Source organism: Paracoccus indicus (assembly GCF_003056335.1).
Taxonomy (GTDB): domain Bacteria; phylum Pseudomonadota; class Alphaproteobacteria; order Rhodobacterales; family Rhodobacteraceae; genus Paracoccus; species Paracoccus indicus.
On record NZ_PYWA01000004.1, the window covers coordinates 161,946 to 188,195 of the forward strand.

General features: G+C 66.6%; 26 protein-coding genes. 8 read left to right on the forward strand and 18 right to left on the reverse strand.

Features of this window, described 5'->3' with window-relative positions; translation table 11 throughout:
- Positions 1-46 precede the first annotated feature (46 nt).
- Entirely contained in the window at positions 47-649 is a 603-nt protein-coding gene (locus DDE75_RS08195; protein WP_245894666.1) for an MlaC/ttg2D family ABC transporter substrate-binding protein, read from the reverse strand.
- Positions 639-1,430: an MlaA family lipoprotein gene (locus DDE75_RS08200; RefSeq protein ID WP_245894667.1), complete on the reverse strand. Its 792-nt coding sequence runs from the start codon at positions 1,428-1,430 to the stop codon at positions 639-641. Before DDE75_RS08200 ends, DDE75_RS08195 begins: the two co-directional genes overlap by 11 nt.
- Before the next feature lie 172 nt (positions 1,431-1,602).
- On the opposite strand from DDE75_RS08200, the gene DDE75_RS08205 reads away from it, so the two are divergent.
- The 3 genes from DDE75_RS08205 (at position 1,603) to DDE75_RS08215 (ending at position 6,030) form a co-directional block, all read left to right on the forward strand.
- A complete protein-coding gene (locus DDE75_RS08205) occupies positions 1,603-3,354 on the forward strand; it encodes a type I secretion system permease/ATPase (protein WP_108502085.1) in 1,752 nt (583 codons plus the stop codon).
- A complete protein-coding gene (locus tag DDE75_RS08210) occupies positions 3,351-4,658 on the forward strand; it encodes an HlyD family type I secretion periplasmic adaptor subunit (protein WP_108501889.1) in 1,308 nt (435 codons plus the stop codon). Before DDE75_RS08205 ends, DDE75_RS08210 begins: the two co-directional genes overlap by 4 nt.
- A 61-nt stretch (positions 4,659-4,719) precedes the next feature.
- The gene (locus DDE75_RS08215) at positions 4,720-6,030 is read left to right on the forward strand and encodes a short-chain fatty acid transporter (RefSeq protein ID WP_108501890.1); all 1,311 of its coding nucleotides are present in this window, start codon (positions 4,720-4,722) and stop codon (positions 6,028-6,030) included.
- Positions 6,031-6,058: 28 nt separating this feature from the next.
- Here the strand turns inward: DDE75_RS08215 and rnr are convergent, their stop codons facing one another.
- From rnr to DDE75_RS08235, 4 genes are read right to left on the reverse strand one after another with little or no spacing between them, the layout of a single operon-like run.
- The gene (gene rnr / locus DDE75_RS08220; protein ID WP_108501891.1) at positions 6,059-8,302 is read right to left on the reverse strand and encodes a ribonuclease R; all 2,244 of its coding nucleotides are present in this window, start codon (positions 8,300-8,302) and stop codon (positions 6,059-6,061) included.
- A gap of 39 nt (positions 8,303-8,341) precedes the next feature.
- Positions 8,342-8,758, reverse strand: coding sequence for a GNAT family N-acetyltransferase (locus DDE75_RS08225; protein ID WP_108501892.1), 417 nt, complete (start codon positions 8,756-8,758; stop codon positions 8,342-8,344).
- Positions 8,755-9,894 carry a succinyl-diaminopimelate desuccinylase gene (gene dapE / locus DDE75_RS08230; protein ID WP_162798951.1) on the reverse strand — a complete coding sequence of 380 codons (1,140 nt, stop codon included), beginning with the start codon at positions 9,892-9,894 and terminating at the stop codon, positions 8,755-8,757. Before dapE ends, DDE75_RS08225 begins: the two co-directional genes overlap by 4 nt.
- On the reverse strand, positions 9,891-10,658 hold the full coding sequence (locus DDE75_RS08235) for a sulfite exporter TauE/SafE family protein (protein WP_108501894.1): 768 nt from the start codon (positions 10,656-10,658) through the stop codon (positions 9,891-9,893). Before DDE75_RS08235 ends, dapE begins: the two co-directional genes overlap by 4 nt.
- Positions 10,659-10,828: 170 nt before the next feature.
- Between DDE75_RS08235 and DDE75_RS08240 the strand changes: the two genes are divergently transcribed.
- Together DDE75_RS08240 and DDE75_RS08245 are read left to right on the forward strand one after the other, a co-directional pair.
- A complete protein-coding gene (locus tag DDE75_RS08240; protein ID WP_108501895.1) occupies positions 10,829-12,436 on the forward strand; it encodes an acyl-CoA dehydrogenase family protein in 1,608 nt (535 codons plus the stop codon).
- Between the two features lie 76 nt (positions 12,437-12,512).
- The gene (locus DDE75_RS08245; protein ID WP_108501896.1) at positions 12,513-12,971 is read left to right on the forward strand and encodes an META domain-containing protein; all 459 of its coding nucleotides are present in this window, start codon (positions 12,513-12,515) and stop codon (positions 12,969-12,971) included.
- Here the strand turns inward: DDE75_RS08245 and recO are convergent, their stop codons facing one another.
- From recO to DDE75_RS08300, 11 genes are all read right to left on the reverse strand, one after another.
- Positions 12,972-13,712: a DNA repair protein RecO gene (gene recO / locus DDE75_RS08250; protein ID WP_162798952.1), complete on the reverse strand. Its 741-nt coding sequence runs from the start codon at positions 13,710-13,712 to the stop codon at positions 12,972-12,974.
- Between the two features lie 124 nt (positions 13,713-13,836).
- Positions 13,837-14,769, reverse strand: a complete 933-nt coding sequence (gene rarD / locus DDE75_RS08255; RefSeq protein WP_108501898.1) for an EamA family transporter RarD — start codon at positions 14,767-14,769, stop codon at positions 13,837-13,839.
- Positions 14,770-14,808: 39 nt separating this feature from the next.
- Positions 14,809-15,144 carry a DUF1491 family protein gene (locus DDE75_RS08260; protein ID WP_108501899.1) on the reverse strand — a complete coding sequence of 112 codons (336 nt, stop codon included), beginning with the start codon at positions 15,142-15,144 and terminating at the stop codon, positions 14,809-14,811.
- The gene (era, locus tag DDE75_RS08265; protein ID WP_108501900.1) at positions 15,137-16,087 is read right to left on the reverse strand and encodes a GTPase Era; all 951 of its coding nucleotides are present in this window, start codon (positions 16,085-16,087) and stop codon (positions 15,137-15,139) included. Before era ends, DDE75_RS08260 begins: the two co-directional genes overlap by 8 nt.
- Positions 16,084-16,743 (reverse strand): ribonuclease III, encoded by a 660-nt coding sequence (rnc, locus tag DDE75_RS08270; protein WP_418304180.1) that lies wholly within the window; start codon positions 16,741-16,743, stop codon positions 16,084-16,086. The genes era and rnc overlap by 4 nt, the downstream gene beginning before the upstream one ends.
- Before the next feature lie 26 nt (positions 16,744-16,769).
- Positions 16,770-17,561 (reverse strand): signal peptidase I, encoded by a 792-nt coding sequence (gene lepB / locus DDE75_RS08275; protein WP_108501902.1) that lies wholly within the window; start codon positions 17,559-17,561, stop codon positions 16,770-16,772.
- Positions 17,562-17,637: 76 nt separating this feature from the next.
- A complete protein-coding gene (gene acpS, locus DDE75_RS08280) occupies positions 17,638-18,048 on the reverse strand; it encodes a holo-ACP synthase (RefSeq protein ID WP_108501903.1) in 411 nt (136 codons plus the stop codon).
- Between the two features lie 48 nt (positions 18,049-18,096).
- Positions 18,097-18,831, reverse strand: a complete 735-nt coding sequence (locus DDE75_RS08285; protein ID WP_108501904.1) for a pyridoxine 5'-phosphate synthase — start codon at positions 18,829-18,831, stop codon at positions 18,097-18,099.
- Between the two features lie 29 nt (positions 18,832-18,860).
- On the reverse strand, positions 18,861-19,694 hold the full coding sequence (locus DDE75_RS08290; protein ID WP_108501905.1) for a 4-(cytidine 5'-diphospho)-2-C-methyl-D-erythritol kinase: 834 nt from the start codon (positions 19,692-19,694) through the stop codon (positions 18,861-18,863).
- Positions 19,691-21,529 (reverse strand): tetratricopeptide repeat protein, encoded by a 1,839-nt coding sequence (locus DDE75_RS08295; RefSeq protein WP_108501906.1) that lies wholly within the window; start codon positions 21,527-21,529, stop codon positions 19,691-19,693. The genes DDE75_RS08290 and DDE75_RS08295 overlap by 4 nt, the downstream gene beginning before the upstream one ends.
- 88 nt (positions 21,530-21,617) lie before the next feature.
- Positions 21,618-23,273, reverse strand: coding sequence for an electron transfer flavoprotein-ubiquinone oxidoreductase (locus DDE75_RS08300; RefSeq protein ID WP_108501907.1), 1,656 nt, complete (start codon positions 23,271-23,273; stop codon positions 21,618-21,620).
- Positions 23,274-23,514: 241 nt separating this feature from the next.
- On the opposite strand from DDE75_RS08300, the gene greA reads away from it, so the two are divergent.
- On the forward strand, positions 23,515-23,985 hold the full coding sequence (gene greA, locus DDE75_RS08305) for a transcription elongation factor GreA (RefSeq protein WP_108501908.1): 471 nt from the start codon (positions 23,515-23,517) through the stop codon (positions 23,983-23,985).
- 4 nt (positions 23,986-23,989) lie between these two features.
- Positions 23,990-24,919 (forward strand): hypothetical protein, encoded by a 930-nt coding sequence (locus DDE75_RS08310; protein WP_108501909.1) that lies wholly within the window; start codon positions 23,990-23,992, stop codon positions 24,917-24,919.
- Here the strand turns inward: DDE75_RS08310 and DDE75_RS08315 are convergent.
- Positions 24,916-25,434 carry a GNAT family N-acetyltransferase gene (locus tag DDE75_RS08315; protein ID WP_211659315.1) on the reverse strand — a complete coding sequence of 173 codons (519 nt, stop codon included), beginning with the start codon at positions 25,432-25,434 and terminating at the stop codon, positions 24,916-24,918. The two genes, DDE75_RS08310 and DDE75_RS08315, sit on opposite strands and share 4 nt — an antisense overlap.
- A gap of 40 nt (positions 25,435-25,474) precedes the next feature.
- Here DDE75_RS08315 and DDE75_RS08320 point away from each other — a divergent pair, with 40 nt between their 5' ends.
- Positions 25,475-26,248: an AzlC family ABC transporter permease gene (locus DDE75_RS08320; RefSeq protein WP_108501910.1), complete on the forward strand. Its 774-nt coding sequence runs from the start codon at positions 25,475-25,477 to the stop codon at positions 26,246-26,248.
- The last annotated feature ends 2 nt before the right edge of the window (positions 26,249-26,250 follow it).

Sequence of the window (26,250 nt, forward strand, 5' to 3'; positions counted from 1 at the left end):
GGCACCCCGCGGGGTGCCCTTTTTCATGTCCGTCAACCGTGGCTGCCTATCCGGCCTGTTGCAGATCCGCGGCCAACGCGGCCACGTCGCCCCTGCGGCGCGACAGCATCGCCGCCATCTCGGCGCGTTCGCTGGCCAGCATGTTCACGCCCTCGATGATGATGTTGAAATAGAGGTCCTTGCCCGAACGATCGGACACATGCCACTCGACCTCCATCGGGGCCCGTCCGTTCAGATAGGCGACCGAGGTGACGGCATAGAAGCTTTTCAGCTGCCGCGCGCCCGTGACCTCGATGCGCGAGCCGACAAATTCGTGGAACCGCTTGCCGTACTTGCGCCCGATATACTCTTGGAACGCCTGCTTGTAGGCCGCGAAGGTCGCCGGGTCGGTCTGGCGCGCGGCAGGCCCAAGGGCGGATCGCGCGATCACGTCGACATCGGCATAGCGGGCGAAGATCGCCTCGAACTGCTGGTACATCACGGCGGGCGCCTGACCCGAGTTGATGACCTGATAGACCTCGCCCAGGGACCGGTCGATCAGCGCACGTGCGCCGTTCGCATCCAGGGCCAGTGCCGGGTGGAAAGGCAGCACCGTTCCCAAGCCCGAGCAGGCCAGCAGCCCCAGCATGCCCCGGCGGTCAGTCCGCATAGGGGTCGATAACATCGGCGTCGTCATAGGGGTCGTAATCTGCACGCTCTTCTCCCAAATCATGGCGGCGGTTCATCAGCCAGATCAGCCGCGTCTGCGCATAGCTATCCGCACTTCCCTGCAGGATGCCATCCACCGTGTCCCCAAAGCGCGCCCGATCACCGGCTTTTGAGGCGACGCGCAGCCCGAAGGCCACCGCGCGATCCTGACCGTGCAGAAGGTGATACAGCGGATCGATCAGCAGATCGACCACCTGCCCCGCCGCATCGCGCCGCGTCGAGGGGCCAAGTACCGGCAGTTCCAGATAGGGCCCCTCGGGGACGCCCCAGACCGCCAGCGTTTCGCCGAAATCGGTGTCGCGTTCCGAGATGCCGAAGTTGTCCATGGCCGGATCGAAGACGCCGCCCAGCCCCAGGGTCGAGTTGATGGCGAAGCGCGACAGGTTCTGCCCCGCATTCCCCGGCCGCCCCTGCAGCAACCCGTTCACCGATTTCACCGGCAGCGACAGGTTGCGCCCGGCGTTGATGACCATCTGCAACAGCCCGATGGGCGCATCGGGGTCCACGGGCGCGCTGGCGGCATCGGGGTCGTCCTTGCCGCGCGCCAGACCGGCGACGGGTCCGATGACATGGGCGTCCAACCCCTTGTTGAAGGCGTGGACGCGGCGGTTCTGCGCCTCGTAGGGGTCGTTGATGGTGATTCCATCCTGCCGGACCGGGGCATCGGCGCAGCCGGAGAGCAGGGTCAGCGCGGCAAGTGCCGTCAAGATCAATGGGCGCAAGGGAAATCCTAACGGTTCGGTGTCACCATGGCCCCGCATCCGATGCCACTGGGGCTGTGACACCTTGGGAACAGGGCATCGCGACAGGCTGGCATAAGCTTGGGGTGGTGATATGGTTGTCGCGTTCATGTGGCAAGCCCCGGCTGCGAAACCGGGAAACGAAGGCGTAAAGATGGCGGTAGGAACTGGTAATCATGACGGGCTGCGCGAATTGCGGCAGGCCCGCGCGACCGGCTGGCAGTTGTTCATGGCGGTGGCGGTCTTCTCGGCCGTGGTGAACCTGCTGATGCTGACCGGACCGCTGTTCATGCTGCAGGTCTACGACCGCGTCCTGGCATCGCGATCGGTCGAGACGCTGACGGCGCTTTTCGTGCTGGTGATGTTCCTGTTTTTGCTGATGGGCGTGGTCGATCTGATCCGCAACCGCGTGATGCAGCGCGTCGCCGCCCGCTTTCAGGACCGGATCGAGCCGCGCGTCTTCAATGCCGCCCTGCGCGAAGGGGCGGTCCGGGGCGACGAATCGGCTGCGACCGCCAGCGGCATGCGCGACTTGGATTCGGTTCAGCGGCTGATCGGATCGCCGGTCATGCTGGCCTTCTTCGATCTGCCATGGGCGCCCCTGTTCCTGGGTGCGATCTATATCTTCCATCCGCTGCTGGGTCTTGTCGCGACGGCGGGCGGTCTGATCCTGGTCGTGGCCACCATCGCCAACCGCACGATGACCAAGCTGCCGCTGCAGCAATCGGCGCGCGCCTCGGCGCAGGCGCAGCGCATGGCCGACCTCTATCGCGACGAGGGCGAGGTGATCTGCGCCCTGGGCATGCGCGGTGCCACCCACGACCGCTGGCAGAAGTTCCGCCGCGATGCCCAGGACAACACCGTCCGGGCGGGCGATCTGTCGGGCGGCTTCGGCGTGTTCTCCCGAAGCTTCCGCCTGTTCCTGCAAAGCGCCATGCTGGCGACCGGCGCCCTGCTGGTCCTCCGCCAGGAACTGACGCCGGGGGCGATGATCGCCAGTTCCATCATGATGGGTCGCGCCTTGGCGCCCGTCGATCAGCTGGTCGGCGGATGGCCCGCGATCCAAGCCGCGCAGGACGGATGGCAACGGCTGGGGAACCTCTTGGCCCGCCGCCCCCCCGAGGCCGCGCGCACCCGCCTGCCCCGCCCCGAGGCTGCAATCGACGTCCGCAACCTGGTGGTCGCGCCCCCGGGCGAACAGACGGCCACCCTGCGCGGCATCACCTTCAAGGTCGAGCCGGGCACCGCGGTCGGGGTCATCGGGCCTTCGGGCGCGGGCAAGTCCACATTGGCGCGGGCGCTGATCGGCGCTTGGCCGGTGGGTGGCGGCTTCATCCGGCTTGGTGGCGCGACGCTGGATCAATACGACCCCGACGTGCTGGGCGGTCTGATCGGTTATCTGCCCCAGCAGGTGACGCTGTTCGACGGCACCATCGCGGAAAACATCGCCCGTCTGGCCAAGGAACCCGACCCCGCCCGCGTGGTGCAGGCCGCGCGGGCCGCCGCCGCCCATCAGATGATCCTGGACCTGCCGCAGGGCTATGACACCCGCATCAGCCAGACCGCCGGGCGCCTGTCGGGTGGCCAGATCCAGCGCATCGGACTGGCCCGCGCGCTCTATCCCGACCCGGTCCTGCTGGTCCTGGACGAGCCGAACTCGAACCTGGACAACCAGGGGTCCGAGGCGCTGAACCAAGCCATCCGGCGGCTGAAGGCGCAGAACGGTGCCGTGGTCATCATGGCCCACCGCCCCGCCGCCATCAACGAATGCGAAAATCTGCTGGTGCTCGAAGGCGGGACGGTCCGCGCCTTCGGCCCGCGCGACAAGGTGCTGCAACAGATGGTCAAGAACTCGGCCCAGATCATGCAATCGCAGGCGGGCAACCGCGTCGGAGGTGTCGCATGACCGACCGGAAGGACACGCGCTGGTCCGTGCGCACCCCCGTCATCGTGGGCGTTCTGTCCATCATCGTCCTGGTCGGCGGCTTCATCGCATGGGCGGTGATGTCCCAGATCTCGGGGGCGGTCGTCGCCTCGGGTCAGGTCGAGGTCGAACAGCAGCGCCAGATCGTCCAGCATCCCGACGGCGGCGTGGTCGAGACGATCGCCGTCAAGGACGGATCGGACGTCAAGGCGGGCGACCTGCTGCTGGCGCTGGACGGCACGCTGCTGCGCACCGAACACACCATCGTCGAGGGTCAGTATTTCGAGGTTCTGGCCCGCCGTGGCCGGCTGGAAGCCGAACGCGGCGATGGCGACAGCGTCACCTTCCCTGCCGAACTGGTCGAGGCTGCCGGAAATGACCAGGCCCTGGCCGATCTGGTCGAAGGTCAGGCCAGCCTGTTCCGCACCCGGTTGGACACGCTGCGCCAGTCGCTGGACCAGCTGAGCAAGCAGAGCGAGCAGATCACATCCGAAATAGCAGGCATCGACGCCCAGATCGACGCCCTTGCAACGCAGCGCGACCTGATCGGGGAAGAGTTGACCGACCAGCAGAGCCTGCTGGATCGCGGCTTGGCGCAGGCATCGCGCGTGCTGGGCCTGCAGCGGGAGGCCGCGCGCATGGACGGGGAACTGGGGTCGCTGCAGGCGAACCGCGCATCCGCCCTGATCCGCCAGACCGAGCTGGAGATCCAGCGCCTGCGACTGGCCGCCGAACGCCGCGAACAGGCCGAGACCGAGCTGCGCGACCTCGGCTATCGGGAACTGGAACTGGCCGAACGCCGCCGCAGCCTGGTCGAGCAGATCAGCCGGCTGGAGATCCGCGCCCCGGTCTCGGGGCTGGTCTACAACATGCAAGTGACGACGCCGCGCTCGGTGATCCGTCCGGCGGACCCGCTGCTCTATCTGATCCCGCAGGATCGCCCGCTGGTCATCGGCGCGCGCGTCCAGACCATCAATATCGACGAGGTCATGGTGGGCCAGCCCGTCGTCCTGCGCTTCGCCGCCTTTTCATCCCGCACCACGCCGGAAATCGATGGGCGCTTGGACCGCGTGTCCGCCGATGCGCTGCTGGATGAGGCGACGCGCACCTCCTATTACCGGGCCGAGGTGTCCATCCCCCCCGAGGAGATCGAGAAGCTGGGCGATCTGGCGCTGGTCCCCGGCATGCCGGTCGAGGTCTATATCCAGACCGGCGACCGCACCCCGATGGCCTATCTGCTGAAACCGCTGGCCGATTACTTCAACCGCGCCTTCCGCGAAAGCTGACGGGCGCGGTTGCCAACCCTTCCCTGGTGGCGCAGCCTGCGCCCACCAAGAGGAGGAACCCATGCTGAGAATATTGTCCCGGCCCGCCAGCCGCATGATGGAGCGTTGGCTGCCCGACGCCTTCATCTTCGTCATCGTCCTGACGCTGGTGGCCGCCGCCGCCGCCATGCTGACCCAAGGCACCGGCCCCACCGAACTGGTGCAGATGTGGGGCAACGGCTTCTGGGAGCTGCTGCAATTCGCGATGCAGATGCTGCTGGTCCTGGTGACGGGCTTCATTCTGGCATCCTCGCCCCCGGTGCGGCGCATCCTGTCGCGCATCGCCGGGCTGGCCCGCAGCCGCGGTTCGGCCATCGTGCTGGTCACGCTGGTGTCACTGGCGGCGGCATGGATCAACTGGGGCTTTGGACTGGTCGTCGGCGCGATCTTCGCCAAGGAGGTCGCGCGCCAGATCCGCGTCGATTACCGCCTGCTGGTCGCCTCGGCCTATTCGGGATTCATGATCTGGCATGGCGGGCTTTCGGGGTCCATCCCGCTGACCATCGCCACGCCGGGGCATTTCACCGAAGGCCAGATCGGGGTGATGCCGACCGGGCAGACGATCTTCTCGGTCTGGAACCTGGCGATCGTCGTGGCGCTGTTCGTCGTCGTGCCGCTGGTCAACCGGATGATGCTGCCGCTGGAACACGAACAGGTGCTGGTCGACCCCGCGCAACTGCGTGACCCGGACCCCGCCCCGCGCGCCGCCAACCCCACCCCGGCCGAGCGGTTGGAGACCAGCCCCCTGCTGATGTATCTGATCGGCATTCCGGGTCTGGCATGGCTGCTGATGTATTTCCTGGACGGCGGCGCGCTGAACCTGAACATCGTCAACTTCCTGTTCCTGTTCCTTGGGATCATCTGCCACGGGTCCGCCCGCAGCCTGCTGGCGGCGCTGGACGGCGGCGTCCGCGGTGGCGCGGGCATCGTGATCCAGTTCCCCTTCTATGCCGGGATCATGGCGATCATGGTGCAAAGCGGGCTTGCGGCCAGCATGTCGGAATGGTTCGTCTCGATCTCGACCGCGACGACCCTGCCCTTCTGGAGCTTCATCTCCGCAGGCATCGTCAACATCTTCGTGCCCTCGGGTGGCGGTCAATGGGCGGTGCAGGCCCCCGTCATGCTGCCCGCCGCCGAGGCTCTGGGCGCCGATGTCGCCAAGGTCGTGATGGGCGTGGCTTGGGGCGATGCCTGGACCAACATGCTGCAACCCTTCTGGGCGCTGCCGATGCTGGGCATCGCCGGGCTGAAGCCGCGCGACATCATGGGGTTCTGCGTGGTGCAGCTGCTGATCAGCGGCGCGGTGATCGGGGCGATCCTCTACTACATCTGACGAAGGCGGGGGCCTATGCCCCCCCTTGTCAGCTTTTCTTGCGCCGCCGCTTGGTGGCGCGCTTAACCTCGGCCAGTCGCGCCTTGGTCGAGACTCGCCCCGGCCCGGCGCGTCGGCCCTTGCTGCGCCCGCGCGGCATCGCCTTGCCGTCCAGCTCCAACAGCTCCAACATCAGGCCGCCGGTGACGGGAACGGCTTCGACCAGACGCACGGTGACGCGCTGACCGACGCCGATCTCCAGCCCCGTGTCGCTGCCGACCAAGGTATGTGCGTCGGGGTCGAAGTGGAAATACTCCTGCCCGATCGACCGGATCGGCAGCAGCCCGTCCGCCCCGGTTTCATCCAGCCGCACGAAAGCGCCGAATTTCTGTACCCCGTTGATGCGGCCCGTCATTTCGGTCCCGACCCGTTCGGACAGATAGGCCGCCAGATAGCGGTCGGTCGTGTCGCGCTCGGCGGCCATGCTGCGGCGCTCGGTCTCGCTGATATGGGTGGCGGTTTCGGACAGACGCTCGATCTCATCCGCAGTCAACCCATCCTTGCCCCAGCCATGGCCCGCGATCAGCGCCCGATGCACGATCAGGTCGGCATAGCGGCGGATGGGCGATGTGAAATGCGCATAGCTTTTCAGCGACAGCCCGAAGTGGCCGTAATTCTCGGGGTGGTAATAGGCCTGCGTCATCGACCGCAGGGTCGAGATGTTGATCAGCTCGTCGAAATCGGTGTCCTGCGATTGCGCCAGCAGGCGGTTCAGGTGGCTGGTATGCAGCACCTGCCCCTTGGCCAGCGTGAACCCCGAAGCCTGCGCCACCTCGCGCAGCGCGTCGATCTTGGCGAGGCTGGGTTCCTCGTGGACGCGGAACAGCAGCGGGCGGGACCGCTTGGACAGTTCCTCGGCGGCGGCGACATTCGCCAGCACCATGAATTCCTCGATCAGCTTGTGGGCGTCGAAGCGTTCGCGGAACTTGACGTCCTTGACGCGGCCATCGGGCGTCAGTTCGATCCGACGTTCGGGCAGGTCCAGTTCCAGCGGCTGACGCCGTTCACGCGCCGATTTCAGCAGGCCATAGGCGTGCCAAAGGGGCGTAATGACCTCATCCATCAGGGGGGCGGTCTGGTCGTCGGGATTGCCGTCAGCCCCCGCCTGCGCCTGTTCATAGGACAGGCTGGCGCGGCTGTTCATCATGGCGCGATGGAAGGTATGGCTGGCCTTGTTGCCCTGAGCGTCCAGCCGCATCCGGACGGCGATGACGGGGCGATCAACGCCCTCGTGCAGCGAACAGAGGTCCGCCGACAGCGCCTCGGGCAGCATCGGCACCACGCGGTCGGGGAAATAGCTGGAGTTGCCGCGGTTCCACGCCTCGCGGTCCAGCGCGCTGCCGGTGCGGACGTAATGGGCGACATCGGCGATGGCGACCCAGATGGTCGCGCCGCCGTCTTCCTCGACCAGGGCTGCGACCGCATCGTCGTGGTCGCGGGCATCCGAGGGGTCGATGGTGACCAGTGGCAGATCGCGCAGATCGTCGCGACCCTTCATCGTGGCGGGCTTGGCCGATTCCGCTTCGCGGATAACGGCATCGGGGAATTCGTCGGGGATGCCGTGCTGGTGGATGGCGATCAGGCTGACCGCGCGCGGGGCCGAAGGGTCGCCAAGCCGGTCGATGATGCGCGCCCAAGGCACGCCCATGCGGTTCTTGGGGCCGACCTGTTCACCCTGCACCAGTTCGCCGTTTTCCGCGCCAAGCGTCGCATCGCTGCGGACGCGCCATTCGCGGTCCTGGCCCTTGTCGATGGGCATGATGCGACCGCCTTCGGTATCCTTGCGGAAGATGCCGGTGATGCGGTTAGGGCTGGCGGTGACGCGGCGGATGAGGCGTGCCTCGTATTGGTATTCCTCGCCCGTGACGGGGGCCAGACGGCCAAGGAAGCGGTCGCCGCGCCCAAGGGCAGGATCGCTCTCGCGCGGGATATAGAGGATGCGCGGCATCGGACCTTCGTTGCGCCAATCCATCGGACGCGCGAACAGATCGCCCGACCCGTCGGGGGCCAGCAGCTCCAACACCGTCACGGGGGGCAGCTTCTCGGCATCCAGATAGTGCCGGCGGCGGCGCTCCAGCTGACCCGCGGCCTCCAGCTCCTTCAGCAGGCGCTTGAGGTCGATGCGGGCAGCGCCCTTGATGCCGAAGGCCTTGGCGATGTCGCGCTTGGAATTGGCCTCGGGGTGTGCAGCGACCCATTCCAAAATCTGTTCTTTGCTGGGGATCTGGGTCATTCTCTACCTGTCGTTTCGGCCCCAACGCTGCCAGGCAGGTCAGAGTTCGCGTGTCATGTCCCGATGCGGGATTCCCGCGTCGTCGTAAACCGGTCCTTGCGCCACAAAGCCAAGTTTCTCGTAAAAACCGATGGCATGGGTCTGGGCACCCAGCTTGGCGGTGGTCACTCCGGGTTGCGTCCGCAGCACGTCCATCGAGGCGCGGATCAGCTGCGCCCCCAGCCCCGTTCCCCGCGCCTGCGGCAAGACGCAGACGCGGCCGATCTTGCCGATATCGCCGCGGATCAGCAACCGCGCGGTTCCGACCGGAACGTCGTCCTGCCATGCCAGCAGATGGATGGCTTCGCCGTCCAGATCGTCCATCTCCTCGGCCTCGGGGACGTTCTGCTCCTCGATGAAGACCGTGCGGCGCAGTGCGTGGCAGGCGGCCAGATCGTCGGTCTGTTCGATCCTCATGCGAAATAGCTTTCAAGGATGCGCTGATAGATGGTCTTCAGCTGGTGGATCTGTGCCACGGGCACGCGTTCGTCGACCTGATGCATATGGTGGCCCACCAAGCCGAATTCCACCACCGGGCAGTGATCTTTGACGAAACGCGCGTCCGACGTCCCCCCCGAGGTCGAGAGCACCGGCTGGCGGTTCGTTTCCTGCGTGACGATGCCGCGCACCAGATCGACGAAGGGGCCGGGCTCGGTCAGGAAGGCCTCGCCCGAGATGGCGCTGGTGACGGTCAGGGTGACGCCGGTTTCGGCGCTGACGCGGGCGGCGCGGTCGCTCAGGTCGGCGGCCAGCGATGCGCCGGTATGCAGGTCGTTGAAGCGGATGTTGACGACCGCGCTGGCGCGTTCCGGGATCACGTTCGAGGCCGGGTTGCCGCAATCGATGGTGGTGATCTGCAGCCCCGAGGGGTCGAAGTGATCCGTCCCCTGATCCAGTGGCGTGGCGGTCAGTTCCGACAGATAGGCCGTCAGCGCGTGCAGCGGGTTCTTCGCGCGATGCGGATAAGCGGCATGCCCCTGCTGGCCCTTGGCGGTGATGGTGAATGTGGCCGAGCCGCGACGGCCGATCTTCATCATTTCGCCCATGACATCGGGGTTCGAGGGTTCGCCCACGATGCAGGCGTCCATGCGTTCGCCCTTGGCCTGCATCCAGTCCAGAATGGCGATGGTGCCATCCTTTGATGGGCCCTCTTCATCGCCGGTGATGGTCAGGATCACCGCCCCGTCGGGGGGTGTTTCGCGGGTGAAGTCGATAGCGGCGGCAACGAAGGCCGCGACGCCGGATTTCATGTCGGTCGCGCCACGTCCCCAGATGACGCCGTCTTCAACATGGCCGCTGAAGGGCGGATGGGTCCAAGACCCCAGATCGCCCGGCGGCACGACATCCGTATGCCCATTGAAACCGAAACTGCGCGCGCCCTTGGCCCCCCATCGCGCAAAGAGGTTCGCGGTGCCGTTGCGATCAACCCGCGTCACTTCAAAGCCAGCCTCGCTCAGCATGTCGCCCAGCAGGACCAGCGCGCCCCCTTCCTCGGGGGTGACAGAGGGGCAGCGGATCAGGCGGGCGGTCAGGTCGGCGGGGTCGGTCATCACAAGCTCCAGATTTCGAGGGCACGGCGGATCAGGTTCAGGCCGGTCAGGATCAGCAGGACCAGCGTCCAGCGGCGGAATTGGGCGACATCAAGCCGGTCCTGCATGGCAAAACCCAGCTTCATGCCGATGATGGCGGGAATGCACAGCACCGCCGACAAGGGCAGCGTCTGCGCGTTCAGCACGCCGGAAAACAGATGTGCCACTGTCAGCACCACCGCGCCGATCAGGAAGACCACGCCCTGGACGCGGACCTGTTCACGCTTCTCGGTGCCGATGGACAGCAGATAGACGATCAGCGGCGGCCCCCAGATGCCGGAAACGCCGCCGTAAAGCCCGCCGATGATGCCCGACACGGCCTCGGCCCGCTTGCGGTGGTGCAGGTTCAGGACCAGCGGACGGCCCGACAGCTGCCACAAAGCGAAAGCGGTGATCGGCACCCCCAGCAGCGCATACATCACCCACTGCGGGATGGATGCGGCAAAGCCTGCCGAAACGCAGATGAACAGCGCCACCATCGCGATATGCAGCCGGAACTTGCGGGTCGAGGCGATGGCAGGCCCGACCCCTTCGCGGAACGCCTGCTGGATGTTGGTGATCAGCGTCGGCAGGATCATCGCCGCCAGCGCGACAGGGGCCGTCATGATCGACCCGAAGGCCGAGATCATGATCATCGGCATGGCAAATCCCACCGCGCCTTTCACGAAACCCGCAAAGCCGGTGATCGCCACCGCCGCCAGGAACTGCCACATTTCCAATCCGAACATGGCGGCACGCTAACGGGCGGTCGCGGAAAGGAAAAGCCGGTTCTGCATCACCTGCACCGCCACATTCCGCTGCGACATATTAGATCACCCACGACACGCATTTCGCAAAATTGTTGCGCGGCGAATGCCAAGGCGCTATCCATGCTGCAGTGCCGCAAAGGGGTGAAGCGATGAAAGACATGCAGCAACACAGCGAAACCGTCCTGTCCGAGCTTGATGCCCTGCTGGCGCGGGGCACCGCGGCGGTTCGCGACCTTGTCGCCCCTGCGGGCCGCCCTGATGCGCAGCTGCTGGAGGTCCATCAGCATGCCGCCCACGCCCTGTCCTGGCTGGCCACCTATGTCGAATCGCTGAGGCAGTTGCACGCCTGGTCCGAACGCGTGTCCGGCCCGATCGACCGGCTGATCGCGCAGATCGGTTTCGGCGAATACCTGACCCAGATCGCCCATGGCATCCCCATGAGCCAGACCGAATTCGCCCGCCTCTCGGACCTTGGGGTCGATTGGACGCCCTCGGATGCCGCGGCTGCACTGATGTCGGGAAACACGCCGCAGGCACGCGCCGAACTGGCCGCCCTGATGGCGCAGACCCCCGGCGCGGCCACCTTCGGCGCATCGGGGCTGGACGAGGATCTCGAGATGATCCGCGACCAGTTCCGCCGCTGGACCGATGACAAGGTCGTCCCCCATGCCCACCAGTGGCATCTGGACGATCAGCTGATCCCGATCGAGATCATCCAAGAGCTGGCCGAACTGGGCGTCTTCGGTCTGACCATCCCAGAGGATCACGGTGGTCTCGGCATGTCCAAGGCCGCCATGGTGGTCGTCTCCGAGGAACTGTCGCGCGGCTATATCGGCGTGGGCAGCCTGGGCACCCGCAGCGAGATCGCGGCCGAGCTGATCCTTGGCGGCGGCACTGATGCGCAGAAGGCCCATTGGCTGCCGAGGCTCGCCAGCGGAGAGACCCTGCCCACCGCCGTCTTCACCGAACCCAATACCGGCAGCGATCTGGGGTCCTTGCGCACCCGCGCGGTCAGGGATGGCGACGACTGGCTGGTGACCGGCAACAAGACCTGGATCACCCATGCCGCCCGCACCCATATCATGACGCTGCTGGCCCGCACCGACCCCGACACCAGCGATTATCGCGGTCTGTCGATGTTCATCGCCGAAAAGACGCCGGGCGACGATGCCGACCCCTTCCCCACCCCCGGCATGACCGGCGGCGAGATCGAGGTTCTGGGTTATCGCGGCATGAAGGAATACGAGCTGGGCTTCGATGGCTTCCGCGTGGCGGGCGACAACCTGCTGGGCGGCGAGACCGGCCAGGGCTTCAAGCAGCTGATGCAGACCTTCGAATCGGCCCGCATCCAGACCGCCGCCCGCGCCATCGGTGTTGCACAAAACGCACTGGAACTGGGGCTGCGCTATGCGCTGGACCGCAGGCAGTTCGGCAAGCCCTTGGTCGAATTCCCCCGCGTTGCCGACAAATTGGCCATGATGGCTGTCGAAATCATGATCGCTCGGCAGCTGACTTATTTCAGTGCGTGGGAAAAAGATCACGGTCACCGTTGCGATCTGGAGGCAGGCATGGCCAAGCTGCTGGGTGCCCGCATCGCATGGTCCAGCGCCGACAATGCCCTGCAGATCCACGGTGGCAACGGTTTTGCGCTGGAATATCAGATCAGCCGCGTGCTGTGCGATGCCCGCATCCTGAACATCTTCGAAGGGGCCGCTGAAATTCAGGCCCAAGTCATCGCGCGCCGTCTTCTGGGATAACGCGCGGAAGGCTGGAACGGCATGCGGATTAGGGTTATTTCAGGTCAGTTTCGAATTCCCTCCCAAGGAGCCCGCCATGTCGTTCACCCTTCGCCCCGCCTTCCTCGCCGCTGCCGCCGCGACGCTGACCCTTGCCGCCTGCGCCCAGCAGCCCGCGGGCGATCCGATGGGCGGCATCCCGGCCAACGACTATGTGCTGGTCGGCATCGCCAATGGCACCGTGCCGCTGCGCAACATCACCATCACCGTGCGCCCCGAAGGCGTGTCGGGCCGCGGGCCGTGCAACGGCTATGCCGCCAAGAACACCGCCCAGCTGCCCGCCATCGCATTCGAGCCGCTGCAGACCACCGGCGTCACCGACTGCAAGGATGCCGCCGTCGAGCAGCGCTTCTTCAACGCGCTTCAGCAGGCCAACGTGATGGAGTATTACGGCGGCGTCCTGCGCATCAAGGGTCCGACCTGGCTGATCTTCGAAAGCGGTCGTCCGGCCAACCTGCAGACCGACGCCCTGTCGGCTGCGCGCGGAAACGAGTGATCACCTAGGCGGCTGGCCCGGACCGCGGGCCAGCCGCTTGACCAGACGATCCCGGGCGGCGGGCAGATGACGGCCCACCAGTTCGGCCCCCAGGCGGTTTTCCAGGAAATGCCCGGTGATCGCCAGACCCTCGTGTAGACCGTGATCCTGGTTCGTTCGTGCGCCCCCCATGATGGCGGGCAGCGGAAACAGGCGGTCCGCCCATTCCCCCGCGCCTTCACGGCTGACCGCGCGGCCCGATCTGGGGCTGACGAAAGCCAGGCCGTCGCGTGCCCCCGTCACCGCGCAGGCCGACAGGTCCAACCCGAAGCCCATCTCGTCCAGCAGGCGCATCTCCCACGCCAGATAGAGGGGCGGCCAGTCGCCCCCCGCCTCGATCAGGTCCAGAAGCGCCTCGGTCTGCTGGACCAGGCGCGGATGCGGGTCGCGTTCGGGCAGGGCAAAGACCAGCAGCGCGCAGATAGCGTTCAGCCCGGCCAGCGACAGCGCATCGCCCATCAGGCCGGGACGCAGGCGCAAGGGTTCGGCCGTGATCGTGCCCAGCTGATCGGCCTGCCGCGCCCGCCAGCGCAGCGACAGCCGCGACCCCGGTTGCAGCATCGCCGCCCGCGTCCGCGAGGTGCCCCCCGGAACCACGCCCGCGTGGCGGCCGTGTTCCATCGTCAGCACGTCGATGATCACCGCCGTTTCGCCATGGGTGCGGCGCGCGATCACCGTTCCTTCAGCCTGCCATTCCATCACCGCCTCCGATCATGGTGGCAGCTTGCGACATGGCGCGCTGCAGGACCAGAGGCTCGGGCGAAACGCCTTTGCAAGTCCGCATCGGCTTCCGTGTTCTTTAAAGAAGATCGGCCAGCGCAAGACCTTACTGGATGCGGGCAGCTGTAGGGGCGACGGCCCGGCGACGGCGGCGGGCCTGGCCCACCAAGGTCGCGGTATAGACGACCAGCGCCGCCCAGATCATCGGGAAGGCGACCAGGCGGGCACCCTCGAAGGGTTCACGGAACAGCACGACCGCGCAGAGGAAGATCATCGTCGGCGCGATGTATTGCAGGATGCCGATGGTCGACAGCCGGATCAGCTTGGCGCCATTGGCATAGAACAGCAGCGGGATCGCGGTGACAGGCCCGCAGCCGATCAGCATCAGCGTGTCGAAGCCCCCTGTCCCGAAATGCGCCTGTCCCTGCATGGCCTGCCAGATCAGGAAACCGGCGGCCAGCGGGCTCAGCAGCAGCACCTCGAGCGTGAAGCCCTGGTTGGGTCCAAGCGGCAAACTCTTCTTGCAATAGGCATACATCCCCCAGCTGAGCGTCAGCCCCACCGCAACGATGGGCAGACTGCCTGCGCTGACCGTCAGGATGATGACCGCGCAGGCCGCCAGCGCGATGGCTGCCATCTGTCCGCGCGACAGGCGTTCGCGCAGCAGCGTCGCCCCCAGAAACACGCTGAACAGCGGGTTAATGTAATAGCCAAGCGCCGCATCCAGCGCGTGATCATTGGCGATGGCCCAGACATAGATCATCCAGTTGACCGAGATCAGGATGGCCGTGATGGCCGCCATCCCCAGCAGGCGCGGGGTTCGCAGGGCGGCGCGAACCTCGGCAGTGCGGCCCTGCCAGATCAGCACGCCCGCCGCGATGGGCAGCGACCACAGCACGCGATGGGCGATGATCTCGGCTGCGGGCAGATGCGACAGCGCCTTCATGAAGATCGGCAGCACGCCCCAGATCACATAGGCCGCGATGGCGAAGATCAGGCCCTTGGGCGAATCGGTCTGGGGATCGGGGATGCTGCTCATGCCATGTGCATATTCTGCAATCCGCAACCGCGCCAGAACTTAGAACAGCCCGTCCTGATCCAGCAGGGTGGTGCCGTCGCGGCTCTCGAGCTCAAGAACCCACAGGTCGGGGTCGCGGGACCGCTGCCGGGCGATGGCGGCGTCGATCTCGGGCTCGGGGCCGGACTGCGTGCGGACCCAGGGACGGGTGTCGCTGTCCATGTCCCATTCGCGCATCCAAAGGTCCGCCTGCCCGTCCAACCGCGCGCATTTCACCGCGATCGCACCAGCGGAGTCATCACCCCGCGCGGTGACATAGGCGGGGATGTTGGCAAGACCCAGACGGGCCAGATAGGCGGACACCCAGATGCCCGCCGCCAGCCGTGCCTCAGGCATTCCCGTCGCGGAAGTTCAGGCCGATCTCGTCATAGCGCTCGGCCTCATTCAGCCAGTTCTCGCGGACGCGGACCTGCAGGAACAGGTGGCAGCGGCGGCCCATGAATTCCTCCAGCTCGACCCGCGCGGCCTGGCCCACGGCCTTGATCGTCTCGCCGCCCTTGCCAAGGACGATACCCTTGTGGCCCTGTCGCGCGACATAGACGACCTGCTCGACCCGGGCGCTGCCGTCCTTCTTCTCCTCCCAGGCTTCGGTTTCCACCGTCAGCTGATAGGGGATCTCCTCGTGCAGGCGCAGGGTCAGCTTTTCGCGGGTGATCTCGGCGGCGATCATGCGCATTGGCAGATCGGCGATCTGATCCTCGGGGTAGAGCCAGGGGCTGAGCGGCAGCGTTTCCGACAGCCAGCGGCGCAACCCGCCGCAGCCGTGGCCACGCTCGGCCGAGATCATGAAGGTTTCCACGAAGGGGAAGGCCGCGTTCATCTTGGCCGAGAGCTCCAGCAGGGCCTCGGCCTTGACACGGTCGATCTTGTTGATGACCAGCGCGACGGGGGTGTGTTCGGCAACCTCGGCCAGCTGCTCCATGATGGCCTGCACGCCCTCGGTCAGCCCGCGATGCGCCTCGATCAGCAGAAGAACGATGTCGGCGTCCGATGCGCCCCCCCATGCGGCGGCGACCATGCTGCGGTCGAGGCGGCGCTTGGGGCGGAAGATGCCCGGCGTGTCGACGAAGACCAGCTGCGCGGGGCCGTTGACGGCGATGCCGCGGATGCGGGCGCGGGTGGTCTGGACCTTGTGGGTGACGATGGCGACCTTGGCGCCGACCATCTGGTTCAGCAGCGTCGATTTGCCGGCATTGGGTTCACCGATCAGCGCGATGAAGCCGGCGCGGGTCGGGCCGTGATCCTCGGGGGTGTCGGTCGGGTCCAGATCCTGTGTCATGTCGTTCCTTCCAGCCGGGCCAGCAACGCCTGTGCGGCGGCCTGTTCGATGCTGCGTTTGGTTCCTGCGCCCTGCGATTGGGCGTGACGCCCGTCGGCCAGGCGGACGGTGATGCGGAAGACCGGCGCGTGGTCGGGGCCGCTGCGCTCGGTCTGTTCATAGACGGGGGGCGGCATGCCCTGCGACTGCGCCCATTCCTGCAGCGCGGTCTTGGCATCGCGGCTGTCGGCCTCGACGGTATCAAGGCGGTGCTTCCAATGGCGCAGCACGATCTTGCGCGCGGTGTCATAGCCGGCGTCCAGATAGACGGCGGCCAGCACGGCCTCCATCCCGTCGGCCAGCAGCGCATCCTTGCGACGACCGCCCGACAGCATTTCCGAACGGCCCAGCTTCAAAACCTCGCCCAGGCCGATCTGGCGGGCGATGGCGGCGCAGGTCTCGCCCTTGACCAGGGCGTTGTAGCGCGGGGCCATCTGGCCTTCGCTGGCCTGTTCGTCGGCAAAGAACAAGGCTTCCGAGATGACCAGCCCCAGTACCCGGTCGCCCAGGAATTCCAGGCGCTGGTTGTCGGGGCGCGTCACGCTGGCGATCGAGCCGTGGGTCAGCGCGCGCAGCAGCAGTTCGGGCCGCGCGAAGTCGTGGCCCAAGCGGTCCATGAAGGCGCGGATGTCGGCGCCGGGGGTCACTCCACCGCCTTGAAGAAGCGGTCCGGACGCCAAGTCCAGAAATACAGTAGCGACCGCCCGGCCGAGGAGAACATGATACGGTCGGCGCGACCGATCAGATATTCGGCGGGGACGAAGCCCAGACCGCCGATTTCCTGCGGGAAGCGCGAATCCTCGGAATTGTCGCGGTTGTCGCCCATGAAGAAATACTGGCCTTCGGGAACGGTGAAAGTGGGGGTGTCATCGGCCACCCAGCCATCGACGATGTTGAGGATGGAATGGCTGACGCCGCCCGGCAGTTCCTCGGTGAAGCGCTGCTTGATGCAGTCGTCGCCCTGGGCCACCGGATCGTTGATGCAACGGGGCACCAGACCCTGCGGGCCCTGCTGTTCCTTCGTCTCGACGAAATCGGGGGCGGGGGTGACGGGCACTTCCTCGCCGTTCAGCCACAGGCGGCCGCCGCGCATCTGGATGGTGTCGCCGGGCAGGCCGATGACACGCTTGATGAAATCGACGTTGCGGGTCGGGTGGCGGAAGACCACGACATCGCCGCGTTCTGGATCGGACCCAAGGATACGCCCCGAGATCGGGCAGGCGGCAAAGGGGCAGGACACGGCCGCATAGCCATAGGCCATCTTGTTCACGAACAGGAAGTCGCCGATCAGCAGCGTGTCCTTCATGCTGCCCGAGGGAATCCAGAAGGGCTGGAAGAACAGCGTGCGGAAGATGCCCGCGATGACAAGCGCCCAGAAGACGGTCTTGATCGTTTCCCAGATGCCGTCCTTTTTCGGGACCGTACTGTCGGCCATGATGTGTCCGTTCCTTCCTGGCGCTTGCGCAGCCTGCCTGCACAGGCGTGTTCTTGATCCGCCATGGGGGGCAAAGTCAAGTCTGGGCGGGTCCGGGGCGGGCCTCGATGACCACGAAAGCCTGCGCCCAGGGGTGATCGTCGGTCAGGGTGACATGCACGACCGCGTGATGTCCCGCGGGCGTCATAGCCGCCAGCTTTTCGGCGGCCCATCCCGTCAGCGCCATGACCGGCTGGCCGCTGCGCAGGTTCGTCACCGCCATGTCGCGCCAGCTGATCCCCATGGCAAGCCCGGTCCCAAGCGCCTTGGAGCAGGCCTCTTTCGCGGCCCAACGCTTTGCCAGCGTGCCCGCCTCATCGGCGCGGCGGGCGGCCTTGGACAGTTCGGTGGCCGTGAAGACGCGATGGCGGAAGCGGTCGCCGAAGCGGTCCAGCGTGCCTTGGATGCGGTCGATATTCGCAAGGTCGGTCCCGATGCCGAGGATCATGGCGCGGGCTGCCGATGCGAGTTCATGGATATTTGGACAACCGAGAAATCACCCACGGGCGTTCGCCATTCGACGGTGCATTTCCCGGATCGCACCGTCCAGCCCCAGGAAGACGGATTCCGCGATCAGGAAGTGGCCGATGTTCAGTTCCTTGATCTGGGGGATCGCGGCGATGGGGGCGACGGTGTCATAGGTCAGGCCGTGGCCGGCGTGCACCTCGAGGCCGAGGCTGTCGGCCAGTTCGGCACCTTGGCGCAGGGCGTCCAGTTCCGCGTCGCGTTCGGCGTGGCGGCCCTCGGTGTCGAAGTCGCAATAGGCGCCGGTGTGCAGCTCGACCACCGCCGCACCGATGCGGGCCGAGGCGCGTATCTGTTCGGCCTCATGGCCGATGAACAGCGAGACGCGGCAGCCGGCCTCGCGCAGGGGGGCGATGAAATCGGCCAAAGCGGCCTCATTGCCCGCGACGTCCAGCCCGCCTTCTGTGGTGCGTTCCTCGCGCTTTTCGGGGACGAGGCAGACGGCATGGGGGCGGTGACGCAGGGCGATGGCCTGCATTTCGGGCGTCGCTGCCATTTCCAGGTTCAGCGGCAGGTCCAGATTGGCCATCAGCGCGTCGATATCGGCATCGCTGATATGGCGGCGATCCTCGCGCAGGTGAGCGGTGATGCCGTCGGCGCCCGCCTTTTCGGCGATGCGGGCCGCGCGCAGGGGGTCGGGCCAAGGGGTGCCACGGGCGTTCCGAATGGTGGCGACGTGGTCGATATTGACGCCAAGGCGCAGCATGGGATCCTCCGCAAGAGTTCGGGCGCAGTCTAGCGGGCTGCGGGCGGGGACGCCAGTTCGGTCGCCACCGCCCACCAGCCGTTGCGCGCAAGGGTCGCAGCGGCGGTTTCCGCCCACGCGGCGCTGGCGAAGATGCCGAAGCAGGTGGCACCGCTGCCCGACATGCGGGCGAAGGCGGCGCCTGATGCGGTCAGCGCGTCCAGCACCTGCCCGATCACCGGGGCAACGGTCGCGGCCGGTTCCTGCAGGTCGTTGCGGGTGCCGTGCAGCCAGTCGATCAGCGCGGGTGCATCGGCGAAGGTCGGGATCGGCGGCAGGGGCGGGTTGTCGCGGCGGGTCATGCCGGCGAAGATCTGCGGCGTCGAAACGGCCACGCCGGGATTGACCAGCACCAGATGCAGCGGCGGCAGATCGGGCAGCGGAGTCACGACCTCGCCCACGCCCTGCATGCGGGCGGCGCGCGATCCGATGCAGACGGGCACATCGGCCCCCAGGCCTTCGGGATGCTGCGGCATTGGATGCCCCATCCGCGCCATGCCGCGCAGGACCGCCGCCGCATCGGCCGAACCGCCCCCGATCCCCGAGGCGACGGGCAGCTTCTTGGTCAGCCGGATCGCCGCCTGTCCCCCCGCCAGCCGCGCCGCGCGCAGGCAGAGGTTGTCGTCATCGGCCGCCAGACCCGCACCGAAGGGTCCGTCGATCGACAGCGACAGCGGGCCGGGCGACAGGGTGATCCGGTCGCCCACTGCGGTAAAGCAGACCAGCGAATCCAGCAGGTGATAGCCGTCGTCGCGCCGCCCCGTCACATGCAGCGCAAGGTTCAGCTTGGCGGGCGCGTCCAGATGCAGTTCCGGCCCGGTCATTCCGATGCGTCGGTGTCGCGTTCGGGTGTCTCGGGCACCGGGGTTTCGGCCTCGTCGCCCTCATCCTGCAGGACGGCGGTCAGGCCGCGGTCCAGCTTGTCGCGGATGCGGTCCAGATCGACCTCGCCCGATCCGGCGGGGGCCAGCGACAGGGCGCGCTTCCACTGGATCTGCGCCTCGCGCTTGCGACCGACCATCCAGTAGATGTCGCCAAGGTGGTCGTTCACCACCGGGTCGGAGGCCATGGTCCCGATGGCCAGTTCCATCGGCGCAACGGCTTCCTGATAACGGCCAAGCCGGTAATAGGCCCAGGCCAGCGAATCCTGAATATAGCCGTCGTCGGGCGACAGCTTGACCGCCTTTTCGATCATCGCCAAGGCGCGATCCAGATTTTCATTCCGGTCGATCCAGGAATAGCCCAGATAGTTCAGCAGGCTGGCCTGATCGGGGCGGATCTCCAGCGCGGCCAGCATGTCGGCCTCGGCGCGGTCGAACATTCCAGCACGTTCCAGCGCGATACCGCGGGCATAGAGCGGGAACCAGCGGGCCTGATCGGGCGCATCTTCTAGCAACTTTAGCGCCTTGTCATAGCTGGGGATGGCAGCCTCGTATTCCTCTTGCTGGCGCATGACATCGCCAAGCGCGATCCAGGCGGGGGCCATGTCGGGATAGGCGGCGGTCAGGGCCAGGGCGGCTTTTTCGGCAGCCTCGGCCCGGTCGGCACGTGCCAGCGCGTCGATGCGCGACAGCTCGGCCTGGGGGCGCATCTGGCCCATGCGGCGGACCGTCTCGAACTCGGCCTCGGCCAGGTCGAACTGCTGGCGCTCCTGCAGGAACTGGGCGACCATCAGATGCGCCTCGGGATTATCGGGGGTGATCCAGGCGGCCAGCCGCGCGTGGATCAGCGACAGGGGTTCGGGATCGGCACCGCCCGACAGCGCCGAGGCGAATGAGAGCAGCAGATGCGTGATGCCGTCCCTGGGGCCGGACACGACGTCGAAGGCGATCGGATCACCGCTTTCCAGCTGCTTGCGCAGGGCGACAAGCTGGGGTTCCTGATCGGCGCCGTTCAGGTTGTCCAGAAGCGCCAGCGCCTCGTCCCGGCGGTCCAGCTGGGCCAGGATCTGCGCCTGCGACTGGATGCCCAGCAGATGGCCGTTCGCCTCGGAATCCTGCATCAGGGTGCTTGCGGCCTCGTAGTCGCCGACCAGCGCGCGGGCCAGCGCCAGATGATAGTTCACGATGGGCAGGATGCTTTCGTTCTGCCCCATCTCCTCGAAGGCCTGCATCGCGTCCGAGGCGCGACCGGCCCCCAGCATGGCCCAGGCCCGGATGATGCCGTCCAGCAGATCGTCCTGCAGCGCCACACCCGGCTGGCGATGTTCGTCGATGAAGGCGATCAGCGCGTCCCATTCACCATCGCGGATCAGCTTGGCGCGATGAACCAGGCCGGCCAGCTCGGTATAATTGTCCTGCGCGATCAGCCTGTCGGCCATGGCGACGGCCCGGTCCACGTCTCCGGCCGATGTCAGGGCCACCAGCGCGCTGTCCTGCAAATAGCTGTCCGAAGGGTCCTTGGCGGCGGCCTTGGCGAAATACCGGGCGGCGGCGCGGAAATCATTGTCCACCGTCGCAAGGCGCGCGGCCAGATAGGGTCCGGCCAGACCTTCCGTCAGCGGGGCGTTTTCGGCGCTGTCTTCCTGGTGGACGGGACGGGCGGCGGGGCGGGTTTCGGTCTGCGCCCAAGCGGGCATCGCCAAACCGCCGGCCATCGACATCAGGGCCGCAATCAGGGCCAGCCGCGAGGAAACCGGGCGAATTTTGGTCAGGGTCACGAAGGCGCCTTCCGGAAATCACATTTGCGTTTCCGCAAGCCTAGCTGTCCGGCAGGGGCGTCGCAACGCCCCCACCCTGAACTGTGCATCACATGTTCGGGTAATTCGGCCCGTCACCGCCCTGCGGCGTGGTCCAGACGATGTTCTGGCTGGGGTCCTTGATATCGCAGGTCTTGCAGTGGACGCAGTTCTGGAAGTTGATGACGAAGCGTGGGCCGTCGGCATCCTCGACCACTTCGTAGACGCCTGCGGGGCAGTAACGCTGCGCCGGTTCGGCGTATTCCGGCAGGTTGACCGCGATGGGCACCGAAGGATCGCGCAGCTTCAGGTGGCAGGGCTGGCTTTCCTCGTGGTTGGTGAAGCTGAAGGCGACGTTCGTCAGCCGGTCGAAGGACAGCTTTCCATCCGGGCGCGGATAGTCGATCTTCGGGTAATCCTTGGCCTTGCCGGTGGCGGCGGCATCGGTCTTGCCGTGCTTCCAGGTGCCGAAGGGGTTCCAGCCGGTGACATTGGCCACCCACATGTCGATGCCGCCCAGCATCAGGCTGGCCGAGAGGCCAAGGCGCGACCACATCGGCTTGACGTTGCGAACCTTCTTGAGGTCGTTGCCGATCACGCCGCCGCGCACGGCGGTGTCGTAATCCTCCAGCCGGTCGCCCTCGCGGTTCGCCTTCAGGGCGGCGGCGGCAGCCTCGGCGGCCTCGATACCCGAATGCATGGCGTTGTGGTTGCCCTTGATGCGCGGCACGTTGACCATGCCTGCCGAACAACCCAGCAGCAGGCCACCGTCGAAGGACAGCTGCGGCAGCGACTGCCAGCCACCCTCGCTGATGGCGCGCGCGCCATAGCTGATGCGCTTGCCGCCCTCCAGCAGCTCGGCGACCATCGGATGGTGCTTGAAGCGCTGGAATTCCATATAGGGATACAGATGCGGGTTCTGGTAGTTCAGGTGGACGACGAAGCCGACCAGGACCTGGTTGTCCTCCATGTGATAGATGAAGCTGCCGCCGCCCGCGTTCTTGCCAAGCGGCCAGCCCATGGTGTGGATGACGCGGCCCTTCTGGAATTTCTCGGGCGAGACCTCCCAGATCTCCTTCATGCCCAGGCCGAACTTCTGCGGGTCGTGGCCATCGGACAGGTTCAGGCGGCCCATGATCTCCTTGGCCAGGGACCCGCGCACGCCTTCGGCGATGAAGACGTATTTGCCGTGCAGCTCCATCCCCGGCTCATAGCCGTCGCCGATGCTGCCGTCGGGGTTCTTGCCGAATTCGCCCGCGACCACGCCCTTGACCCGGTCGCCGTCCCAGACAACCTGGCTGGCGGCCATCCCGGGGAAGATCTCGACGCCCAGTTCCTCGGCCTGTTCGGCCATCCAGCGGCAGACGTTGCCCATGCTGACGATGTAATTGCCGTGGTTCGACATCAGGGGCGGCATCGGCCAGTTCGGGACGCGCATGTGCCCGCCCTCGCCCAGCACGAAGAAATTGTCGTCGGTGACGGGCGTGTTCAGCGGCGCGCCCTTTTCCTGCCAGTCGGGGATCAGCCGCGACAGGCCCGAGGGGTCAAGAACGGCCCCCGACAGGATATGCGCGCCGACCTCGGACCCTTTTTCCAGAACGACGACTGAAATCTCGGGGTCGATCTGCTTCAGGCGGATGGCGGCCGACAGGCCCGCCGGTCCCGCGCCGACGATCACCACATCGTATTCCATCGATTCGCGTTCGATCCCGGCTTGATCAGTCATTCGCTGGTGCCCTCCCTGACAATCTGGCAGGCCGAGGCTTAGCGCGGCTTTTCGGCAGGGGCAATCGTGACGCCGCGAAGAGATGGCCGATTGCCGCCTGTGGAACCATGCAGGCTTGCAATGCTGCCCGATTTGAGGTCACGATGCCCAAGAACAAGGTTCAGCGCCCCTGCCATCCGAATGGCGGGGGCGTTGCCTTAGGTTTTGCACGGAAACCGCATCCCATAAGGACAGGGCAGCGATGGATAAGATACCGATGACCCGCAAGGGCTGTGAACGGCTCGAGAGCGAGATGGGCCACCTGAAATCGAAGGAGCGTCCCGCGATCATCCGCGCCATCGCCGAGGCGCGCGAACACGGCGATCTTTCGGAAAACGCCGAATATCATGCAGCCCGCGAAAAGCAGGGCTTCATCGAGGGCCGCATCAAGGAGATCGAGGGCATCCTGTCGCGGGCCGAGGTCTTCGACCCCGCCAAGCTGTCGGGCAGCATCAAGTTCGGCGCCACGGTCGAGCTGGTCGACGAGGACACCGACGAGGAACGCACCTATCAGATCGTGGGCGAAGCCGAGGCCGACATCGAGAACGGCCGCCTGAACGTCCGTTCGCCCCTGGCCCGCGCCCTGATCGGCAAGGACGAGGGCGACAGCGTCGAGGTCGTCACCCCCGGCGGCCAGCGCTCCTACGAAATCCTCAAGATCCGGTACGAGTGACCATATGTCGGTGATTGCACGCATCTCGAGCCTGGCGACACGCGATCGCATCACCACGGTCGGCTTCGCGCTGACGGGCGGCTGGCTGTTCCTGGTGGCCCTGTTCTGGCTGTTGGCCCCGGGCGGCGAGGGATCGGCCGGCGGTATCGCGCGACTGGTCGCCTCGGCCGGGGTTGTCCTGCCGGTGGCGCTGGTCTGGCTGGGCGTGTCGCTGGCCCGCCAGGTGGCCATCCTGCGCGCCGAGGCCGATGAACTGCGGTCGCATCTGAACCGCCTGCGCGGGACCGAAGAAGGCCCGCAGGACGAGGTCGACGAGGCCCCCGCCCCAGCCTTTGCCTCTGCCGATCGCAAGCCTGCCGCCAAACCCGCGCAGCCGGCGGCACCGCGACCCGTGCCCCTGCCGACGCGACCCCGCGCGGCCGTCCCCGAACCGACGGCCCGCGCCGAGGCCCCCTCGGGGCCTCCGGTCGATGCCATCACGCTGATCCGGGCGCTGAATTTCCCCGACGGTCCCGACGATCACGAGGCCATCGATGCCCTGCGCATGGCGTTGAAGGATCCGGCGAATTCGCGCGTCCTGCGCTCGGCGCAGGACGTGGTGACGCTTCTGGCGGGCCGCGACGTCTATATGGACGTCCTGCCCCCCGAACCCGCCCGCCCCGAGGTCTGGCGCCGCTTTGCCGATGGCGAACGTGGCAGTGCGGTCGCGGCATTGGGCGGCATCCATGACGCCGACGCCATGGAGATCGCAGCGGGCATGCTGGATCAGGACGAGATCTTCCGCGACACGGCGCAGCATTTCCTGCGCCATTTCGACGGGCTGATCGGACGCATCGTGCCGGAACTGGACGACATGCAGATCTCGGTCCTGGCCGACAGCCGCAGCGCGCGGGCCTTCATGCTGCTGGGCCGCGTCTCGGGGACCTTCGGCTAAAGGGGCGCATCGCGGCGCAGCACTTCGACCTGCCCCCACCAGGGCAGGCCATAGCGGCCGCGACCTTCGGACCGAAACCCCACCGCCCTGTAGAAAGCCAATGCACCGAGGTTCGACAACCGAACCTCGGCCCGCAGCCCCGGAAAGCCGCGCCGGCCCGCCAGCATCAGCGCATGCTGCACCAATGCCCGCCCCACCCCAGCACGCCGATCGACAACGGCAATGCCGTCGATGACCAGATCACGGGTCGGTGGTGCAGACCGGTAGAGCCAGCCGCGCCACCCCGCCCCCTGCAACAGAAAGCCGCCCTGCCCGTCGCGCAGCCCCATCACGCCCGCCACCCGACCCTGCGCGTCCAGCGCTGCCAGCCCCCGTGTCGGATCGCAATCGCCGCGCCCGCCGAAGCTGGCGCGCCAAAGGGCCGCCGCATCGGGCAGGACCCGCGCAGGGATCGGACCAAAAATCCGGTCGTCGACATCAGGTGGGCCTTCGGCTTGCCTCGGGTTGCGCATCATGCAAGCAAGGTGCCGCGAACAGCGACAAGACGGAAGCGCCATGTCACCCACACCAGAACCCCGGCCCCAGCATGGGCAGACACCCGCCGATGACGCCTCGGCCAAGGCGCTGGCGCGCACGCCGCGGGCGGCCTTCGTGTATGGCATCACGCAATCGCTGCCCTTCCTGATCGTCATCATTCCCTTTGCGGTTCTCTTCGGCGTCGTCGCGACCGAGGCCGGTCTGAACGTCGCGCAGGTCATGGGCTTTTCGGTGCTGGTCCTTGCGGGTGCATCCCAGTTCACCGCCGTGCAGCTTCTGTCCGACAATGCGCCGACCATCGTCATCATCCTGTCGGCGCTGGCCGTGAACCTGCGGATGGCGATGTATTCGGCATCGCTTCTGCCGTGGCTGCGCGAGGCGTCGGGACGGCAGAAGGCATGGATCGCCTATGCGCTGATCGACCAGACCTTCGCGCTGTCCATCCAGCACTACGAACGCCACCCGCGTCTTGGGCTGCAACAGCGTCTGGCCTATTTCGCAGGTGGGGCGCTGGTGCTGTGCGTGCCGTGGATGGTGGCGACCTGGGCAGGTGCGACACTGGGCGACCTGATCCCCGATGACATCGCGCTGGATTTCGCGCTGCCGATCACCTTCCTTGCGATGATCGCGCCGATGCTGCGCACGACGGCGCATCTGGCCGCCTGCTTCGTGGCCATTACCGCGGCACTGCTGCTGGCGTGGCTGCCTTCGGGGCTGGGCCTGCTGATCGCGGCACCGCTTGGCATGGCCACCGGTGCCATCGTCGAGGCGCGGACCGAAGGAAAGGCATGACC